Origin of the sequence: Sphingopyxis sp. EG6, assembly GCF_003609815.1 — a bacterium.
Taxonomy (GTDB): domain Bacteria; phylum Pseudomonadota; class Alphaproteobacteria; order Sphingomonadales; family Sphingomonadaceae; genus Sphingopyxis.
Map to the genome: position 1 here is coordinate 2060717 of NZ_AP017603.1, position 16188 is coordinate 2076904.

Sequence of the window (16188 nt, forward strand, 5' to 3'; positions counted from 1 at the left end):
TCATATATCACTTTGGATGCCAATTGGCAATATAGGAGCGCCTCATCCGACAAGTCGCGCCAAGACCGCCACCGCGTTCGTCGTCGGGACGAAAAGTCGCGTCTGATAGCGTATGATCTCGGTGAAGCACCCATGTGCCTTGTACCAGTCGAGGCGCGACGCCGACCAACCAGCCAGTTCAAGCCGCTGCGCGCCATTCACGAGGCTGCGCTTGAGCGTAAGCGCTTCGCGGCATTTGATTTGCATCGGTCGCCCTGTCCCGAGCACCGCATCGACGATTTGCTCTGCTGAAAAGGCATGTTCGTCTTCCAGCCCAAGCGCCTGGCACAGTTCGGGCACGCAATGGAGCGGAACCTCTCGACCTAAGAGCGAGCGTCCGTCTCGCGCCGAGATCCGGCTGACCCGAACATAGTCGGAAGGAAGTTTGTCCCACACCGGAAGCAGCAGGCCGGTTGCAAGATGCAGGCGCTCGCGCTTGAGATTTGAGGCGGCGTCATCGACCTCAGCCTGCCAGAGGCGCTGAAATTCGGTTGGATCCACCGTTTCCCAGTTGCTCTCCTCGAGTTGATCGGCGGTAATGTGCCCGTGCTTCAAGGGGCGGACAAGCTCGAAGCGGGCCACACGCATACCTTCGTCGGTGAGCAGACTTCGCGCCGGGACAAGCAGCCCGATCCGGCCTGAGCGCGCATTACGCAGAAGTTGCTGACGCGAACCAGAAACGCCGTAGAGTTCCTCGAGCCGTTCGAGACGCAAAGGCTTGAGCGCGCGGGCGATCTCGAGTTCCAGGAGATGCGTAGTCGCACCCGACAGCGCATCGGTGCGCAGTAGCGTGTCGGTCAGCACCTCGTAATGCTCGACCGCAATGGTCTCGACCCCAATGTCGAGCGTGCCCGCCTGGCGTGCTGCATCGATCCGCGCTTCGACGAGGCCGAGAAACTCGTCAAATATGCCGTTTTGCAGAGCAATCGGCAACGCGAGGATGCGATTGAGCCAGCGCTGGATTGTTGGCAGATCATCTACCATCGCGCCGTCGGGCCCTTCGACCCTGAGCCCGCTCAATTCCTCAAACCGAGAAAGCGTAACAGCTTCCAACTTGCCTGCGAACAGCAGGCCGAACCAGCGGTGAAGCGCCTCCTTGGCGTATGTACTCTCGAGATTGTCGGCAGGATCGAAGAGGTTCTGCCCACCCGTCTGGCGTTGCCCGCGGGTCAGTGCCCCGAGGCTATCGAGCCGACGTGCAATGGTCGATATAAACCGACGTTCGCCACGCACATCGGTGGTCACGGGGCGGAACAGCGGGGCCGACGCCTGATTGGTGCGGTTGGTACGGCCAAGGCCCTGAATTGCGGCATCGGCCCGCCAGCCCGGCTCAAGCAGGAAGTGGACCCGGCGCATCTGGTTCTTTGCGGCGAGGTCGGCATGATAACTGCGGCCGGTGCCACCAGCATCGGAGAAAACGAGAATTCGCTTGGTCCCGTCCATAAAATCTTGCGTCTCGGCTACATTGGCGCGCGGAGAGCGCGACTGGAGCACCTGGCGCCCATCGCGTCCGACGATCAGGCGGCGGGTACGGCCGGTGACTTCGGCGACCTGATCGACACCGAACCGTTCGATGATCGCATCGAGCGCCGTCGCGATCGGCGGCAAGGCACAGAGCTGCTCGATCATGCGATCGCGCGCGTCAAGCGCCGAATGACACAGAACAGGGGCACCGTTCTCATCACTCATCGGTTCGGACCGAGCATTGCCGTTCTCGTCCGTAAACACGGACATCAACCGCACCGGAAAGCTTTTGGTGAGGTAATCGACCACGTATTCGCGGGGGGAGAGATCGATTTCGAGTGCTTCGCGTTCCGCATCGGAGAGATCAGCGAGGCGGCGGTTAAGCATGGCTTCGGCGGTCGAGACGAGTTGCACTACAACCGCGTTGCCGTCGGCAAGTGCCGTATCAATCGCAGGCAGCAGGCTCGGCAGCTTCATCGATAAAAGGAGCTGCGCGAAGAAGCGCTGCTTGGTGCCTTCAAACACCGAAAGCGCAGCCGATTTGGCACCTGAATTGAGTGTCTCGCCACTGTCAGTGTCGACGATCCGCGTTGCCTCGAGAGCTTCGCGCAGGTTGGCATGAATGATTGCCCAGGCGTCTGCATAGGCGTCATAAACCGCTACCTGGTCGGGGGTCAGGCAATGCTCCAGAATCTCGTACTCAACTCCGGCGAATGAAAGGGCCCTCGCCGCATACAGCCCCAGTGACTTCAGATCGCGCGCGACCAGTTCCATTGCAGCGATACCGCCATCGCGGATATCTGCGACGAAGGCTTCGCGATTGGCAAAAGCCGTCTCGGGACCCCAAAGGCCAAGACGGGTGGCATAGGCGAGATTATTGATGTCGGATGCCCCGGTCGCCGAAGCGTAGAGCACGCGGGCGCGCGGCAGCAGATTCTGGATGCGAACACCGGCAATGCCCTGCTCCGAACCCTTGACCTTACCACGTGAGCCCTCCCCGCCAGCGGCGTTGGCCATCGCATGGGCTTCGTCAAAGACGATGAGCCCGTCGAAGTCCTCCCCTGCCCATTCGAGAATTTGCTCGAGCCGGGTTGCGTCGCTTCGGCCCGAACGCAGCGTCGGGTAAGTGACGAAGAGTATGCCTTCGCGCATCCCGATCGGGACACCGAGCTTCCATTGGCCAAGGGGCTGGACGTCGATGGGAAGGCCGCCGAGCGCGCTCCAATCGCGGCGGGCATCTTCGAGCAGAGCTTCGTTCTTGGAAATCCAGATGTGGCGCCGTTCGCCCCTCACCCATCGGTCGAGGATGACGGAAGCGACCTGCCGGCCTTTTCCCGCACCGGTTCCGTCACCAAGAAAGTAGCCCATACGGTAGGCGCATCCCTCGGCGCTCGCCTTCAAGGCGCAGCCCTTGTCGTCGGGCTCGAACCGGCCCGGCAGATCGCGGGCATGCGCGCTTGCGGCATAGATCAGGGTCTCGGCCTGTGCAGCGGATAAGACGCCTTCAGCAATGATGCTCGAAGGAAGCTGAGGCATCACTTCGGGCACGGGTGCAGTTATCGAACCCATCGCGACGGATTCGACCAGCGGGGTCGGATGCGGGACCGCATCTGCAATCGAGATCCGGCTCGGTCGGTAAGGCAAATAATGCCCAACCTGGCTTTCGATCGGCGCAGGTGCTTCGAGCGGAGTAAATTCAAGCGGCAGGATCGACGGCAGCGCAACTGCTGGATGGCCCCTAAGTGGAACCGGTTTCGTCCTGTTCGCCACCAGCCGAAGCGGCAATGCCGACTTGATGCCGATGCTGGGCTCGGCGGGCAAGCTTACCCGGTCAGGCAGCATATCGATCAGCAGATGAAGCTCGGCAAAGTTTGCCGGCTGGGCGATGATCGGACTGTGACTATCCTCAGCCTTGTCGAGAACCAGGAGCCGGGTTGAGATCGATGTGCCCTGCTTGACGAAACCGCGCTCGATCGTCGCGTTGAGGCGCAACGAGACGGGACCGGCGATCCCGGCAAGGAACTTCGGAAGCTCGAACCATTCTGGCATCACTGCGACCAGGCGGCCACCGGGCAGAAGGCGCTTCCAAGCAGAACGCAAGTGTCGGTCGCCAGTGCGGCTATCGTGGCCCCTCTCGATACCATGTGAATAGGGCGGATTCATCAGCACCACGCTCGGACCCACGTCGGGCGTGAGAAGTTCGTCGATCAGTTCCCCGTCAAATCCGGTGACTGTCGCTTCCGGAAACACGGCGCCCAGACATTCACGGCGCAGCGGCGATATCTCGTTGAGAGCGAGACGCGCAGTTGCCTTTGCCGCCCATACGCCGAGCATCCCGGTCCCGGCCGACGGCTCGAGAACCAGTTCAGCGGCAGAAATCGCGCATGCCTTTACAGCCATCCAGGCCAGACGGGGCGGCGTTGCGAATTGTTGCCACTCGATCTGCTCATCGCTCCGGTTGGACTGGGTCGGGACCAGACCTTCAAGGCGCGTGAAAGCCTCATCGGCAGCGCTGGATGGCATCGTGAGAGATAATTCAGTTGCCTGCGCCAAGAATAGCACCTGCGCCAATTCAAGTGCGGCATGGGCATCGCGTATGGACCAGCGTCCTTCGGCGTCGCTACCGCCGAAGTGATCTGCCATTGTTGTATTCACAGTGAGCCGTGAAATTGCTTGATCGGCAGCGAGCCGCGCGGCCAGTGCCCTCGCCGCCGCCAACACTTTCGGCTCGGCGGGATCGGAGAATGCAAAAGCGGTATTTGCGTGTGACATGAGAGACCTCCTGAAGAGGCCCTGGGTTTGTCCGGGTGTCCGTTCGGATGGATCCGCCCGGGGGCCTCAAAAGGCCTCAAGCCCGCTTTCCTCTCACCGACATTCAGACCGCAGCTCGGACTGAGCGCATGAGCACATCATTCCAGTCGTCGCCGGTTAGCTCCGGACGCCTGGTGACAATCAGCCGCCCTTCGCAAGCGTAGGCATCTCGCGCACGCTCTTCGGCAAGGCGCCCGCCCGCATCATTGTCGACAAAGAGATACAGCTGGCGCACAGATTCCGGGATTGTGGCCAAGCCGAAGCGTTCGTTTCCCAGCGTCGCCCAGCAGGGAACATTGAACATTTGCATCGCTGAGAGGGCCGTTTCGTTTCCTTCTGCGAGGCCAAGGCGTCCGCCATCCGGGTACGCGAAACGCACCGCGCCAGAACCGGGTCTACCTAACGCACGCCTGGGCTGATCGAAAGAAGCCAAGCTGGTTTTGTCCAGGTCAAGGAAGGAGCGGTGCAGCGCCCGAATTCCGGCATCATTGCGCACGGCCGCCACCATCGCGGGTAGAAACCGGACAGCACCCTTTGGCCCCAGCGGCATACGCGGGTGGAAACGCAGCTCCGGCGAAGAAATCGTGATGCCTCTGGACACGAGGTACTTCTCGGCGGGGCTGCCAGCGATGGTCGACGCCTCACGCCAGAGCCTCAGCGCATTCCGATTGGCGACTTCCTCGCGCGGTTCGGCCACGATCGGACCACTCGTGCCATCGAACAGGTCCGCAATTCGTATTCCGAGCCCGGCCATGGCTTCTATCACTGCCTCGTTCGTGCAGCCGGCAAAGCAATGAACGAGGATTGCGCGCTTTCCGAGTGTGATGCTTAGCGAAGGAGTGCGGTCGTCGTGGGCCGGGCAGCAGCACATTCCGCGCGAACGCGACCAAACACCGCCCAACTGCTCGACTATCTTGCGCGCGCGGGTTTCCAATTGCCCGCCTTGGAATTGGGATGATCGGTGTTGGCGCATGGGGGCATCTCCATCGTAACGTGCCTCCACCCGCGCAGCCTCCGCTCTGCGTCGCTGACGTTTCATTTTCCTACATCAGATGTTCTATATATGTTCTTTCCCGATTCGACCACTAAAGGATTCGGGAATGAGACTGAAATCGGCAGTAGCCGCAGTAGCAACAGCAGGACTTGGGTTCGTCCTCCCCGCCCACGCGCAGGAGTCGGAAGCCCCTCAGATGACAGTTGCCTCGGAGTTGACGACCGACGGCTTCCGCGTTGCAGAAGGAACCGATGGCTTTCGTCTCGTCGAACATGGCATTTGGAGAAAGCCTCCAACGGCCTCGTCCGAGCCGCCGGCTACCGATGCGGGTCGAACCTATCTGCCCTATCGATATCCAAAGCCCCAAGACAGCGCGCCATCGGGCTTCCGTCGGGCAAGCTACCTTCCTCATGTTTACGCTGCTGAGGCTCAATACTCGCTACCAAGCGGCCTTCTCGACGCTCTTGTATGGACGGAATCACGATATAATCCCATGGCCGTCAGCAAGGCTGGCGCCGCAGGTTTGGGCCAATTGATGCCAGGGACAGCGCGGGACCTTGGCGTTTCAAATCGCTTCGATCCCAAGGCGAACATCTTGGGTGCGGCCCGATACCTACGCCAGATGCTGGACAAGTTCGGGGTGGTTCATCTGGCCCTCGCTGCCTACAACGCAGGTCCAGGAGCCGTCGAGCGCGCAGGCGGTATTCCTCGCAATGGCGAGACGCCGGCCTATGTGCGCGAAGTGCTGCGCCATTGGCGTTTTTGAACGGGGGACGTTGTGAGCGCGGGTCGGATACGAGTGTCAGGAACGCTAAGCGGTGGCAGACGCGGAATGATCCTGACTACCACTTCTGACGATGTCTGGATTATCGAAGGCGATGATGTTCGTGAGGACTTCATTGGATATACAGTGACCGTTGAAGGCGTTGTCGCGGGCATGGATCGGATACGCGCCGACTGGCTCGGGGTGGAGAGTCATTCTTCCTGACTATCCTGCGGCGGATATTTCGCGACGATCAGTAGGACCTCCCTGCCCCACAGTGCGAGAGCTTCGCGTTTTTCATTCGTGTACTGATGCCGATGATAAACCCCGGCGACACCAGCCATTGCCGAGCCGGACTGATGATTGAGAACGGCCTCTGAAACGACCAGCGGTATTCCAATCCTCTGCAGTCCGGTCGCCACCGTCCGGCGAATGTCATGCATGGTAAAATGAGCGGCTTCATAGCCGAGTTTCTCGTCCACGCTTGCCCTTATCCGCTTCCAGGCCTTTGACAGCCCACTGACACTGTTTGTGCTGGTCACCTTGGATGCCAATAGAATTTGGGATTGCTTGTGAGCATCTTCAGGCGCGATCCCCGCGGCCGTGAAGATGTCGGTGACGACCTCGAGGGCCTGTGCGGATAAAGGCACCACATTTGCCTTGCCGTTTTTCGCTCTATCTCCTGGTACAGTCCAAACTTTCCCCTTGAAGTCGAACTCGTCGCAAGTGGCGGCGAGCACCTCTCCCCGGCGCTGGGCTGTGAGAATCAACATCTGCACAAGATGGCCAAACGGATAGCCATCCTCGACGGCGGCTTGCCACAGTGCAGCGACCTCTCGATCGCTGAGCACCCGGTCGCGAGGCTCGCTCCGTTTTGGGCGCCAGGCGTCCCGGCACGGATTGGCTGGCAGATTTTCAAGTCTGGTGAGCGCCCATGAGTAAAACGTCGAAAGGTGCCGATAAACGATGCGAGCCATCGTCAGGGTTTCCTTGCCCCGCTCAAATGCGATCTTCTCTACGAAGCGGCTGACGTCGCTTCGGGTGATCGAATCGGCGAGGCGGTCGCCTAGCTCAGGTTCGATGTACTTGCGGAAAACCCGGTCGAACTCATTCGCGCTCCGCTTTTTGCCGACGATCTGTTGAGCCAGGTATGTCTCGTATAGTTCGGCGACGGTGCCGACACCATTCGATCCCTTCCTCTTAGCTCCCGGCTTTCTGGCGATGCTTTTGCCTTGCTCAACGTCGACGAGCAGGTCCCGCGCCTTCCGACGGGCGTGTGCAAGAGTAAAATTCGGGCCATGCCGCCCGATAGTCACGTTCAACCATTTACCTTGGACGCGCTTACGCAAGATATAAGTCTTGGTGCCGCTCGCTCCCATTCGGAGCCGCAGGCCGGTCACGATGCCATCAGCGACCTCAATTTGCCCGCTTGCAGGCGCTTTCAATCCTGCGATCCGAGCATCTGTCAAACCAACCTTGTTCGCCATATGATCCTGCTACCTTAGGTAGCTTTTTGTAGTGGATACTGGCGAACATTTCAAGAACAATGCGGACTATGAATCGCAGATTTCTGCAGTTTTTGGACGCATTCGGAAGCGTAAGGACCCTCTGATTTCAGCTCTTAATCAGCGGGTCCTAGGTTCGAGCCCTAGTGCGTCCACCATTTCTTTGCATCATCTGAGCAACTGACAAGGACTGCGGGCGTTACAGACATGTGACCCTGCCAATGCGTTCCAGCCATTTTTCACAATCCATCCGCGCGCACCGCTACGCGCGTTTAGGGGCATAAATGGAACTGCTCGATCCCGATCTGATTTGGCCGATCGTCGGCGCCATCGGCGCGAGCGCGATCATCGGCGCGGAGCGCGAGTATCGAGCGAGTCCTGCGGGGCTGCGGACGCATATTCTGGTCGGCCTTTCCTGCTGCCTGCTGATGCTGTCGGCGGTGCATCAGATGGCGTGGCTAAACGATGCACCGATCGAGGTTGTCCGCATCGATCCGGTGCGCATGGCGCACGGCATTCTGACCGGCATCGGCTTTCTCTGCGGCGGGGTCATCTTTCGCGAAGGGTTCAACGTCCGGGGGCTGACCACCGCGGCGTCGCTGTGGATGACGGCAACATTGGGAATGTTGTTCGGGATCGGGTTTTATGAACTGGCAATTTTCGGGGCCGCTGCAACCTTGCTGGTCCTGGCCGCGGTCACGATCACCGGTCGACGCGCGCCGCAGCAGCGCATCGTGCATCTGAAGGCCCGTTACCGCCGGTCGGAGGCGACGACGCTGAGCGAATTTGGCGCTCTCCTTGCCGAGCACGGATTGAAATCGATCACCATCGACCAAGTGATGGCCGACGACATCCTCGAATTTGGCGCGATCGCGCATGGGTACAGCGAGGATCATGCCGAGCGACTGGCCGCCACGCTGGCGCGCAATCCGCATGTCACCGGATTTGAAATTCGCCCGCAGCAGGCGTGACCATCGGCGACGGCGCCCGACAGCCGATGGCGATCATTCGGTGGCCCGAACGGCACCGCGAATCCGGTCAAACTGTGCCGCAATGTGGCGGGCGTAGGGGCGACCGGACGCGTCGACGACCAGTTCATCGCCGTGCCAGGCGACAAGGCCGCGCCGTTCGAAATCGCGCATTACGACGTGCGCCGCAGGGGCCAGCGGCCTGTCGATCGATGCCCTGCCGCGGCACAACAGCTCTCGGATGATGGCTGCGCGCTGGCGTTCATGCATATCCACCGCGACGCCGCGCGTCGCAGTCAGATGCCCTCCGCCGATCAGGTCGCGATAAGGACCCGCGCGCTTTTCATTCTGGACGATCAGGTCGGGAAATTTGCTGATCGCGCTGGCACCAAAACCGAGCAGGACGTCGGTGTCGTCGTCGGTGAAGCCCTGGAAGTTGCGGTTCACCCGCCCCTCGCCCGCCGCAATGGCGAGCGTGTCGGTGGGCAGCGCAAAATGGTCGAAACCGACCGGGATATAACCCGCCGCCGTCAGCCGGTCGAAACCGAGCGCCGCCTGTTCAAAGCGGAGCTTTTGATCGGGCAGATCGCTGGCGTCGATCCGGCGCTGGCGCGGGATCATGGCGGGTAGATGCGCGTAGCCGAACAGCGCGACGCGGCTGGGCGCGAGGCGGATCGTCTCGTCGAGGGTTTCGTCAAGATCGGCAAGGCTTTGCCCGGGAAGGCCGTACATAAGGTCGAAATTGATCGCGTCGATCCCGCGCAAGCGCAGGCTGGCCACCGCATTTTCGATGTCGGCGAGCGGCTGGATCCGTCCGATCGCCTGCTGGAGCTGCGGCGCGAAGGTCTGCACCCCCAGACTGACGCGCCCGACCGACGAGGCCGCGAGGACGCGCGCCCAATCGGTAGAAAAACCGCGCGGATCGATCTCGATCGAAATGTCGGGATTGCTGGCGTCGAACACGGTCAGGATACGGTCGAGCAGACGCACAAAATCGACCGGCGCGATGGCGTTGGGGCTGCCCCCGCCGAACGCGATCCGCTGAACCCGCGCGCGGCCGCCGAGACGTTTGGCGACCATGGCGATTTCCGAGCGGAGCGCGGTCAGATAATCGGCGAGGCGCTGGGTCCGGTTCGCGGCCCCGGTGTTACAGCCGCAATACCAGCAGATCTGGTCGCAGAACGGGATGTGGACGTAAAGCGAGACGGGGGTCGCCGAGGCGATCCGGTCGAGCGCCGCCGCATAATCGTCAGCGCCGACGGCGTCGGTAAATTCGACTGCGGTCGGATAGCTGGTGTAGCGCGGAACCGGCGTAGCCAGCAGATCGGGGTGATAACTCCACATAGCGGGCAATTAGGCGGAGGCGCGCGCGACCGCATTGACGCAGATCAACGGCCTCATCAGCAGCAGCCCTTCCGAACGCCTGCCGACTTGCTGCGCCGATCGGTCATTGCGTGACACGCCTTGGCGCAGCTGTCGCTGCCCGGCTTGTCCGATCCGTCCGGCACCAGCAGCATGTGGCGACCACCGCCGCAATCGGGAATGATCAGCATCCGGGCATCGACCGTCAGCGGCGTCAATGCGAGCGCGGTTGCGCCGGCCAGCGACGCGCAGGCGCGGCCGATCATGCCGCCCCCTCCTCTTCATCCTCGACAAAGATGCGCAGCGCCGCGCCATCGAGGTCGTCGAACTGGCCGCGGCGCAGCGACCAGAAAAAGGCCGCAAGCCCGAGCAGCCCCAGCCCGAGCGCGATCGGGATCAGCAGCGCGAGGCCGTTCACCGGATCGCCCTTTTGAGCCGCATCGCATTGCCGACGACGATCAGCGACGAACCCGACATCGCGAGCGCCGCGACGAGCGGGGTGACATAGCCGAGGAAGGCCAGCGGCACCGCGATCACATTATAACCGATCGCGAGGACGAAATTCTGCCGGACGATCGCCTGCGTGCGCCGCGCCATGCGCAGCGCCGCGACGATCGGCATCAACCGGTCACCGAGAAAAATGCAGTCGGCGGCATTTTTGCCGACATCGCTGGCCGAACCCGGCGCCATCGATGCGTGCCCAGCCGCGAGTGCCGGACCGTCGTTCAATCCGTCGCCGATCATCAACACCCTGTGCGCCGCGCTTTGCCGCGCGAGCGCCGCCAGCTTGTCCTGCGGGCTCATGCCGGTTTGCGCGGTCATCGCCAGTTCGCGGGCGACGGGCGCCACCGCGGCGGCGCGATCGCCGCTGAGGATCGACACGTCGATGCCGTCGGCGCGCAGCGCGTCCATCGCGGCGCGCGCATCGGGACGGAGGCGGTCGGCGAAACGGATGGTCGCGGCGAGCGCGCCGTCGATCGACAGCTGCGTTGCGAGGGCGTCACCCTCGACCGGATCGCCTGGGCGGCCAAGGGTGACGATATGGTCGCCCCATTTTGCTTCGACGCCAAAGCCCGGGGTTTCGCGGATCGAATGGACATCGGCGCGCGCGACGTCGAGCGCCTGCAAGCCGCGCGTCATCGCTTCGCTGAGCGGGTGGCGGCTGGCCTGCGCCAGCGCGAGAGCGAGCGACTGAAGCTGCGGGTCGAGGCGTTCGAGATCGCGCGCCTCGGGGCGGCCGAGCGTCAGCGTACCGGTCTTGTCGATCATGGCGCGGTCCACCTCGGCCAATCGTTCGAGCGCGGACCCGTCCTTGATCAGTACCCCGACGCGCATCAACGCCCCCGCCGCGACGATTTGCGCTGCGGGGACGGCCAGCCCAAGCGCGCAGGGACAGGTGATGATAAGCACCGCAACCGCGATCAGCAGGCTGTGATGCCACCCCGCCCCGGCCATCATCCAGCCGATGAAGGCCAGCAGCGCCAGCGCATGAACCGCGGGGGCATAGAGCCGCGCGGCGCGGTCGGCGATGCGAATGTAGCGCGATTTGCCTTGTGCCGCCTCGCCCATCAGGCGCGCGATGTCAGCCAGCGCGGTGTCGCCGCCGACCGCCGAAACCCGGACCTCGATCGGCGCATCGAGGTTGAGCGTACCGGCATGAACGCGGTCGTCGACGCGGACCAGTTGCGGCGCGCTTTCGCCGGTGAGCAGCGACAGATCGAGCCGACTGGTGCCGCGAAGAACCGCGCCGTCGGCGGCGAGCCGCTCGCCCGCGGCCACCAGCATCACCATGCCGGGCTCGAGCGCGGTGGCATCGGTCCAGCGGCTTTTGCCATCGTCGCCCAGCACCATCGCGCCGGTACCCATGTTGCGCAGCAAAGCCGTGACGCCGCCGCGCGCGCGGTCGCGCATCACGCTGTCCAGCCAGCGACCACAGAGCAGGAAAAACAGCAGCATGACGACGCCGTCGAAATAGGCATGCGGGCCGCTGGCCGCGGTCTCGAACAGGCTGAGCCCGGTGGTGATGAGGACGCCGATACTGATCGGCACGTCCATATTCGTCTGACGATGACGCAGCGCGCGCCACGCCGAGCGGAAGAAGGGCCGCCCGGCATAGGCGATCGTCGGCAGCGCGATCATCGCCGACAGCCAGTGGAACAGGTCGCGCGTCGCGCCCGATGCCCCCGACCACACCGATACCGAAAGCAGCATGATGTTCATCATCGCGAAGCCGGAAACGGCAACCGCGCGCAGCAGTTCGCGGCTGTCTGCCGCCGCCGGATCGGTATCGCCCAACGCATCACCAATCGGGTGCGCCTCGAACCCCAGCGTCGTGAACGCGCCGATCAGATCGGGCATTTCGGCATCGGGAACGCAGGTCAGGTGGACGCGCTTTTCGGTGAAATTCACCCGCGCCACGGCAATCCGCCGATCGCGAACAAGCCCCTGCTCCAGCTTGGCGATACATCCCGCGCAGCGAATGTCGGGGACGGCGAAATCGCGTTCGATCAAAGCGGCGGCGGTCATTGCATGTCCATCCGATAGCGCGCCTCGTCGGTCCCCCGACCGACGACGATGTCGAGCCGCTGGCGCCCTATCGCCAGCGGCTCGACCGAGCGCCACGCGCCATCCGCCACCGCTTCGAACCGGAGGATGGCGGGAGCAGTGCGCCCGAGCGGATGGCTGGCGGTCGCGGCGACGCGCGAGGCCGCAAGCGGTCGGTCATCCTTGCGAATTTCGAGGCGGACATGGCGACCGGCATCGAGCGAGACGTGCGGTGTCCATCCCAGCCGGTCCTGCGCCGCGGCGCGCGCCAGCCAGACATTATAGTGCTGGCTCGCGACATAGCTGTTTTCGACCACCTTGCCGCCGAAGGTCGACATCGCGAACCGCGCCATCGTGAAATTGACCGTGATGACGACAGCAAAGAAGCTGACGAGGATCGCGGCCATGTGCCGACCGGTAAAGCCCCCCCGCATCGGTTTGCCTGTCATTGTCCTGCCTCCGGCCGATCGAACTGGATGATATCGCTGTCGCCGCGCGGGTCGCCGTCAAGGCCGCGCGTTGCGATGGTGAAATCCTGCCGCGCCGGACCCTCGCCCGGCGCCGCAACGAACAATTTCATGCGGGTCACGCTGTCGGGTGCGAGCGCGATCTCGACGCGCCGGGTGGCGGTCTCGCGCGATCCGTTTTCGGTCCACACCGCCGCCCCCGCGAGGCCATCGACCATCACCGCCACGCGGCGCGGGCGCGTTTCCATGTTGCGCAATTTCAGCGTGTAATTGTTGCGAATGTGGCCGTTCGACAGCTGGACATAGAGCGGGCTGCGCTCGTGCTGCACCGCGAGGTCGAGCCGCGTGCGCTGACCGAGCGAAAACAGCATGGCAGCGCCGATCGCGCACCAGATACCGAAATAGATTAGGGTGCGCGGGCGGAGCAGCGTCTTCATCACCGGCTTGCCAACACCGCCCGCCTTTTCGACCGCGGCATCGTCGAGCGTGCAATAGTCGATCAACCCGCGCGCCCGCCCGATCTGGCCCATGACATCGTCGCAGGCATCGATGCACAGCGCGCAGGTGATGCAGCCGATCTGCGGCCCTTCGCGAATATCGATGCCCGTCGGGCACACCGCGACGCACTGGTTGCAGTCGATGCAGTCGCCGAACGCGCCGGGATGCGCCTCGGCCTTCTTGACGCTGCCGCGCGGTTCGCCGCGCCAGTCCTTGTACGTCACGAGCAGCGATTTTTCGTCCATCATCGCGGTCTGGATGCGCGGCCAGGGGCACATATAGATGCACACCTGTTCGCGCATGAAACCGCCGAGGACAAAGGTCGTTGCGGTCAGCACCGCGACAGTACCATAGGCAATCGGGGCCGCCTGCCCGGTCCAGAAATCCACCGTCAACATCGGCGCGTCGGCGAAATACATGATCCACGCACCGCCGGTCCAGAAGGCGATGGTCAGATAGATCAGATATTTGACGGTCCGCTTGGACACCTTCTCCAGCGTCCATGGGCCGTTCGCCAACCGTATCTGTGCGTTGCGGTCGCCATCGACCAGCCGGTCGACATGCTGGAACAGGTCGGTCCACACCGTCTGCGGACAGCCATAGCCGCACCAGGCACGCCCCACCGCGCTGGTGACGAGGAACAGCCCGATCCCCGCCATGATGAGCAGGCCCGCGACGTAGTAAAATTCATGCGGCCAGATTTCGATCTGGAACATGTAGAAACGCCGGTTCGCGAGGTCGACGAGCACCGCCTGGTCGGGTGCATAGGGTCCGCGGTCCCAGCGGATCCATGGCGTGCCATAATATATGGCGAGCGTGATCCCCATGACCGCCCATTTGAAGCGGCGAAAGGCGCCATCGACCTTTTTGGGATAGACGCCTTTGCGCGCCTCATAGAGCGGCGCGTTTTCGCCGGTCAGGTCGTCAGGGCTGGCCATTGGCTCCCTGCCCTTCATCGTTCGCCAGCTGTGGCGCAGCTTTTTCGCCGCCACCGAGCGAATAGACATAGGTCGCGAGCATCTTGACCGTCACCGGGTCGATCCGGTGCGCCCAGCGCGGCATCACCCCGTTGCGGGGTTGCACGATCGTCGCGGTCAGGCTGTCGCGATCGCCGCCGTAGAGCCAGACGGCGTCGGTGAGCTTTGGCGCGCCCACGGTGCGATCGCCGGCACCCGTGGCGCCGTGACAGACCGCGCAATTCGCCTGGAACAGCACCTGGCCGCGCGCCGCGGCCGCGCTCGGCTTTTCCTGCTTGCTGATGACACGGACATGGCTGACCACATCGGCGATCTGCGTCGCGTCGAGAATGCCGTCGCGTCCGAAGGCGGGCATCTGGCTGGTCCGCGTCGCCTTGTGATCGGGGTTCCGGATCCCGTGGGCGATCGTATATTCGATGCTCGCGAGGTCGCCGCCCCACAGCCAGTCATCGTCGGTCAGGCTGGGGTAGAGCTTCTTCACCCCCGCGCCGCCCGCACCATGGCATTGGACGCAATGGACGCGAAAGGCCGCGGCTCCGCCCTGCACCGCCGCCTGCATCAGTTCGGGCTTTGCAGGCAGGTCGGTCAGCGCCGTTGCAGCGATGGCGCTGTTGATCGGCGCGCGGCGTGCCGCCTGCGCCTCCATCTCGCGGTCCAGCGCGCCACGGCTGGTCCACCCGAGCATTCCCTGCGTCGCGCTGTTGAGCATCGGCCAGGCGGGGTAGAGGACGACATAGCCCGCCGCCCAGACGATCGAGGCGTAGAAGGTCCACAGCCACCAGCGCGGCAGCGGCGTATTCAGCTCCTCGATACCGTCCCATTCGTGACCGACGGTGCTGGTACCGGTGGCCTCGTCGATACGCCTTTTGTCAGCCATGGTCGTCGTCCTTGAAGATCATCGTTGCGGCCTCTTCGTTGCGGCGGCGTGCGCCCTTGCGGAACGGCCAGGCAATCAGGCCAAGGAACAGAATGGTCATCGCGAGCAGCCCCCAGCTGTCGGCGAAATGGCGGAGATCGTTGTAGTTCACCGCTTCACCTCCTCTGGCGCAGCGCCCTGTTCCTGCGGCGCGGCCTTTTCGACATCGACGAGCGTGCCGAGCATCTGGAGATAGGCGATCAGCGCATCCATTTCGGTCAGGCGGTCGGGATTGCCGTCGAAATCGCGCACCTGCGCTTTCGGGTAGCGTTTCTGCAGCTCGACGCCCGCGGCAGGATCGACCTGCGCCTTCATATCGTCGTTCGCGGCGGCAATCGCTTCCTTGCTGTACGGCACACCGACGCGCGACAGTGCGGTGAGGTCGTTCCGCATATCGCCCACATAAAGGTCGCGCTCGGCGAGAAAGGCGTAGGGCGGCATGATCGATTCCGGCACCACGCTGCGCGGGTCGATCAGATGCGCCTTGTGCCACTCGTCCGAATAGCGCCCGCCAACGCGCGCGAGGTCGGGGCCGGTACGCTTCGACCCCCATTGGAAGGGATGGTCGTACATGTTCTCCGCCGCTAGGCTGTAATGACCATAGCGTTCGACCTCGTCGCGAAACGGGCGGATCATCTGGCTGTGACAGGTATAGCAGCCCTCGCGCATATAGATGTTGCGGCCCGCCAGCTCGAGCGGGGTATAGGGGCGCATGCCGTCGACTTTCTCGATCGTATTGTCGATCCAGAACAGCGGCGCGATCTCGACGATGCCGCCGATGGTGACGGCGATCAGCGAAAAGAAGCCGAGCAGCGTCACATTGCGTTCGAGCTTTTTGTGGCTGAGGCGCTTTTCGGCGGGTTGGGTGGCCATCGTGCGG

General features: G+C 63.1%; 15 protein-coding genes and 1 tRNA gene. 4 read left to right on the forward strand and 12 right to left on the reverse strand.

Translation table 11 applies throughout. The features are described from left to right. Positions 1–42: 42 nt before the first annotated feature. Together SPYCW_RS10135 and SPYCW_RS10140 are read right to left on the reverse strand one after the other, a co-directional pair. Entirely contained in the window at positions 43–4275 is a 4233-nt protein-coding gene (locus tag SPYCW_RS10135; protein WP_120216665.1) for a bifunctional class I SAM-dependent methyltransferase/DEAD/DEAH box helicase, read from the reverse strand. Positions 4276–4378: 103 nt separating this feature from the next. Continuing rightward, a complete protein-coding gene (locus SPYCW_RS10140; protein ID WP_120216666.1) occupies positions 4379–5287 on the reverse strand; it encodes a DUF7146 domain-containing protein in 909 nt (302 codons plus the stop codon). Between the two features lie 127 nt (positions 5288–5414). Here SPYCW_RS10140 and SPYCW_RS10145 point away from each other — a divergent pair, with 127 nt between their 5' ends. Together SPYCW_RS10145 and SPYCW_RS18990 are read left to right on the forward strand one after the other, a co-directional pair. Continuing rightward, positions 5415–6074 carry a lytic transglycosylase domain-containing protein gene (locus SPYCW_RS10145; protein WP_120216667.1) on the forward strand — a complete coding sequence of 220 codons (660 nt, stop codon included), beginning with the start codon at positions 5415–5417 and terminating at the stop codon, positions 6072–6074. A 33-nt stretch (positions 6075–6107) separates the two neighbouring features. Beyond that, positions 6108–6296, forward strand: coding sequence for a DUF5818 domain-containing protein (locus SPYCW_RS18990; protein WP_269461349.1), 189 nt, complete (start codon positions 6108–6110; stop codon positions 6294–6296). Here SPYCW_RS18990 and SPYCW_RS10150 read toward each other — a convergent pair. Continuing rightward, positions 6284–7558, reverse strand: coding sequence for a tyrosine-type recombinase/integrase (locus tag SPYCW_RS10150; RefSeq protein WP_120216668.1), 1275 nt, complete (start codon positions 7556–7558; stop codon positions 6284–6286). The two genes, SPYCW_RS18990 and SPYCW_RS10150, sit on opposite strands and share 13 nt — an antisense overlap. Positions 7559–7652: 94 nt before the next feature. On the opposite strand from SPYCW_RS10150, the gene SPYCW_RS18870 reads away from it, so the two are divergent. Both SPYCW_RS18870 and SPYCW_RS10155 read left to right on the forward strand, forming a co-directional pair. Then, positions 7653–7734: transfer RNA gene (locus SPYCW_RS18870), tRNA-OTHER, on the forward strand. Between the two features lie 126 nt (positions 7735–7860). Next, a complete protein-coding gene (locus tag SPYCW_RS10155) occupies positions 7861–8547 on the forward strand; it encodes an MgtC/SapB family protein (protein ID WP_120216669.1) in 687 nt (228 codons plus the stop codon). Positions 8548–8580: 33 nt separating this feature from the next. Here SPYCW_RS10155 and hemN read toward each other — a convergent pair whose 3' ends face one another. The 9 genes from hemN to ccoO are packed head-to-tail and all read right to left on the reverse strand — an operon-like array spanning position 8581 to position 16181. Then, a complete protein-coding gene (hemN, locus tag SPYCW_RS10160) occupies positions 8581–9888 on the reverse strand; it encodes an oxygen-independent coproporphyrinogen III oxidase (RefSeq protein ID WP_120216670.1) in 1308 nt (435 codons plus the stop codon). Positions 9889–9944: 56 nt separating this feature from the next. Next, on the reverse strand, positions 9945–10172 hold the full coding sequence (locus SPYCW_RS10165) for a hypothetical protein (RefSeq protein ID WP_120216671.1): 228 nt from the start codon (positions 10170–10172) through the stop codon (positions 9945–9947). Further along, on the reverse strand, positions 10169–10324 hold the full coding sequence (gene ccoS / locus SPYCW_RS10170; RefSeq protein WP_120216672.1) for a cbb3-type cytochrome oxidase assembly protein CcoS: 156 nt from the start codon (positions 10322–10324) through the stop codon (positions 10169–10171). Before ccoS ends, SPYCW_RS10165 begins: the two co-directional genes overlap by 4 nt. Further along, on the reverse strand, positions 10321–12432 hold the full coding sequence (locus SPYCW_RS10175; RefSeq protein WP_120216673.1) for a heavy metal translocating P-type ATPase: 2112 nt from the start codon (positions 12430–12432) through the stop codon (positions 10321–10323). Before SPYCW_RS10175 ends, ccoS begins: the two co-directional genes overlap by 4 nt. Further along, positions 12429–12899, reverse strand: a complete 471-nt coding sequence (locus tag SPYCW_RS10180; protein ID WP_120216674.1) for a FixH family protein — start codon at positions 12897–12899, stop codon at positions 12429–12431. The genes SPYCW_RS10175 and SPYCW_RS10180 overlap by 4 nt, the downstream gene beginning before the upstream one ends. Beyond that, positions 12896–14353 (reverse strand): cytochrome c oxidase accessory protein CcoG, encoded by a 1458-nt coding sequence (gene ccoG, locus SPYCW_RS10185; RefSeq protein WP_120216675.1) that lies wholly within the window; start codon positions 14351–14353, stop codon positions 12896–12898. Before ccoG ends, SPYCW_RS10180 begins: the two co-directional genes overlap by 4 nt. Further along, positions 14340–15269, reverse strand: a complete 930-nt coding sequence (ccoP, locus tag SPYCW_RS10190; RefSeq protein ID WP_120216676.1) for a cytochrome-c oxidase, cbb3-type subunit III — start codon at positions 15267–15269, stop codon at positions 14340–14342. The genes ccoG and ccoP overlap by 14 nt, the downstream gene beginning before the upstream one ends. Then, complete coding sequence (locus SPYCW_RS10195) at positions 15262–15420, reverse strand: cbb3-type cytochrome oxidase subunit 3 (protein ID WP_120216677.1); 159 nt, start codon at positions 15418–15420, stop codon at positions 15262–15264. The genes ccoP and SPYCW_RS10195 overlap by 8 nt, the downstream gene beginning before the upstream one ends. Then, entirely contained in the window at positions 15417–16181 is a 765-nt protein-coding gene (ccoO, locus tag SPYCW_RS10200) for a cytochrome-c oxidase, cbb3-type subunit II (RefSeq protein ID WP_120216678.1), read from the reverse strand. The genes SPYCW_RS10195 and ccoO overlap by 4 nt, the downstream gene beginning before the upstream one ends. Positions 16182–16188: the final 7 nt, after the last annotated feature.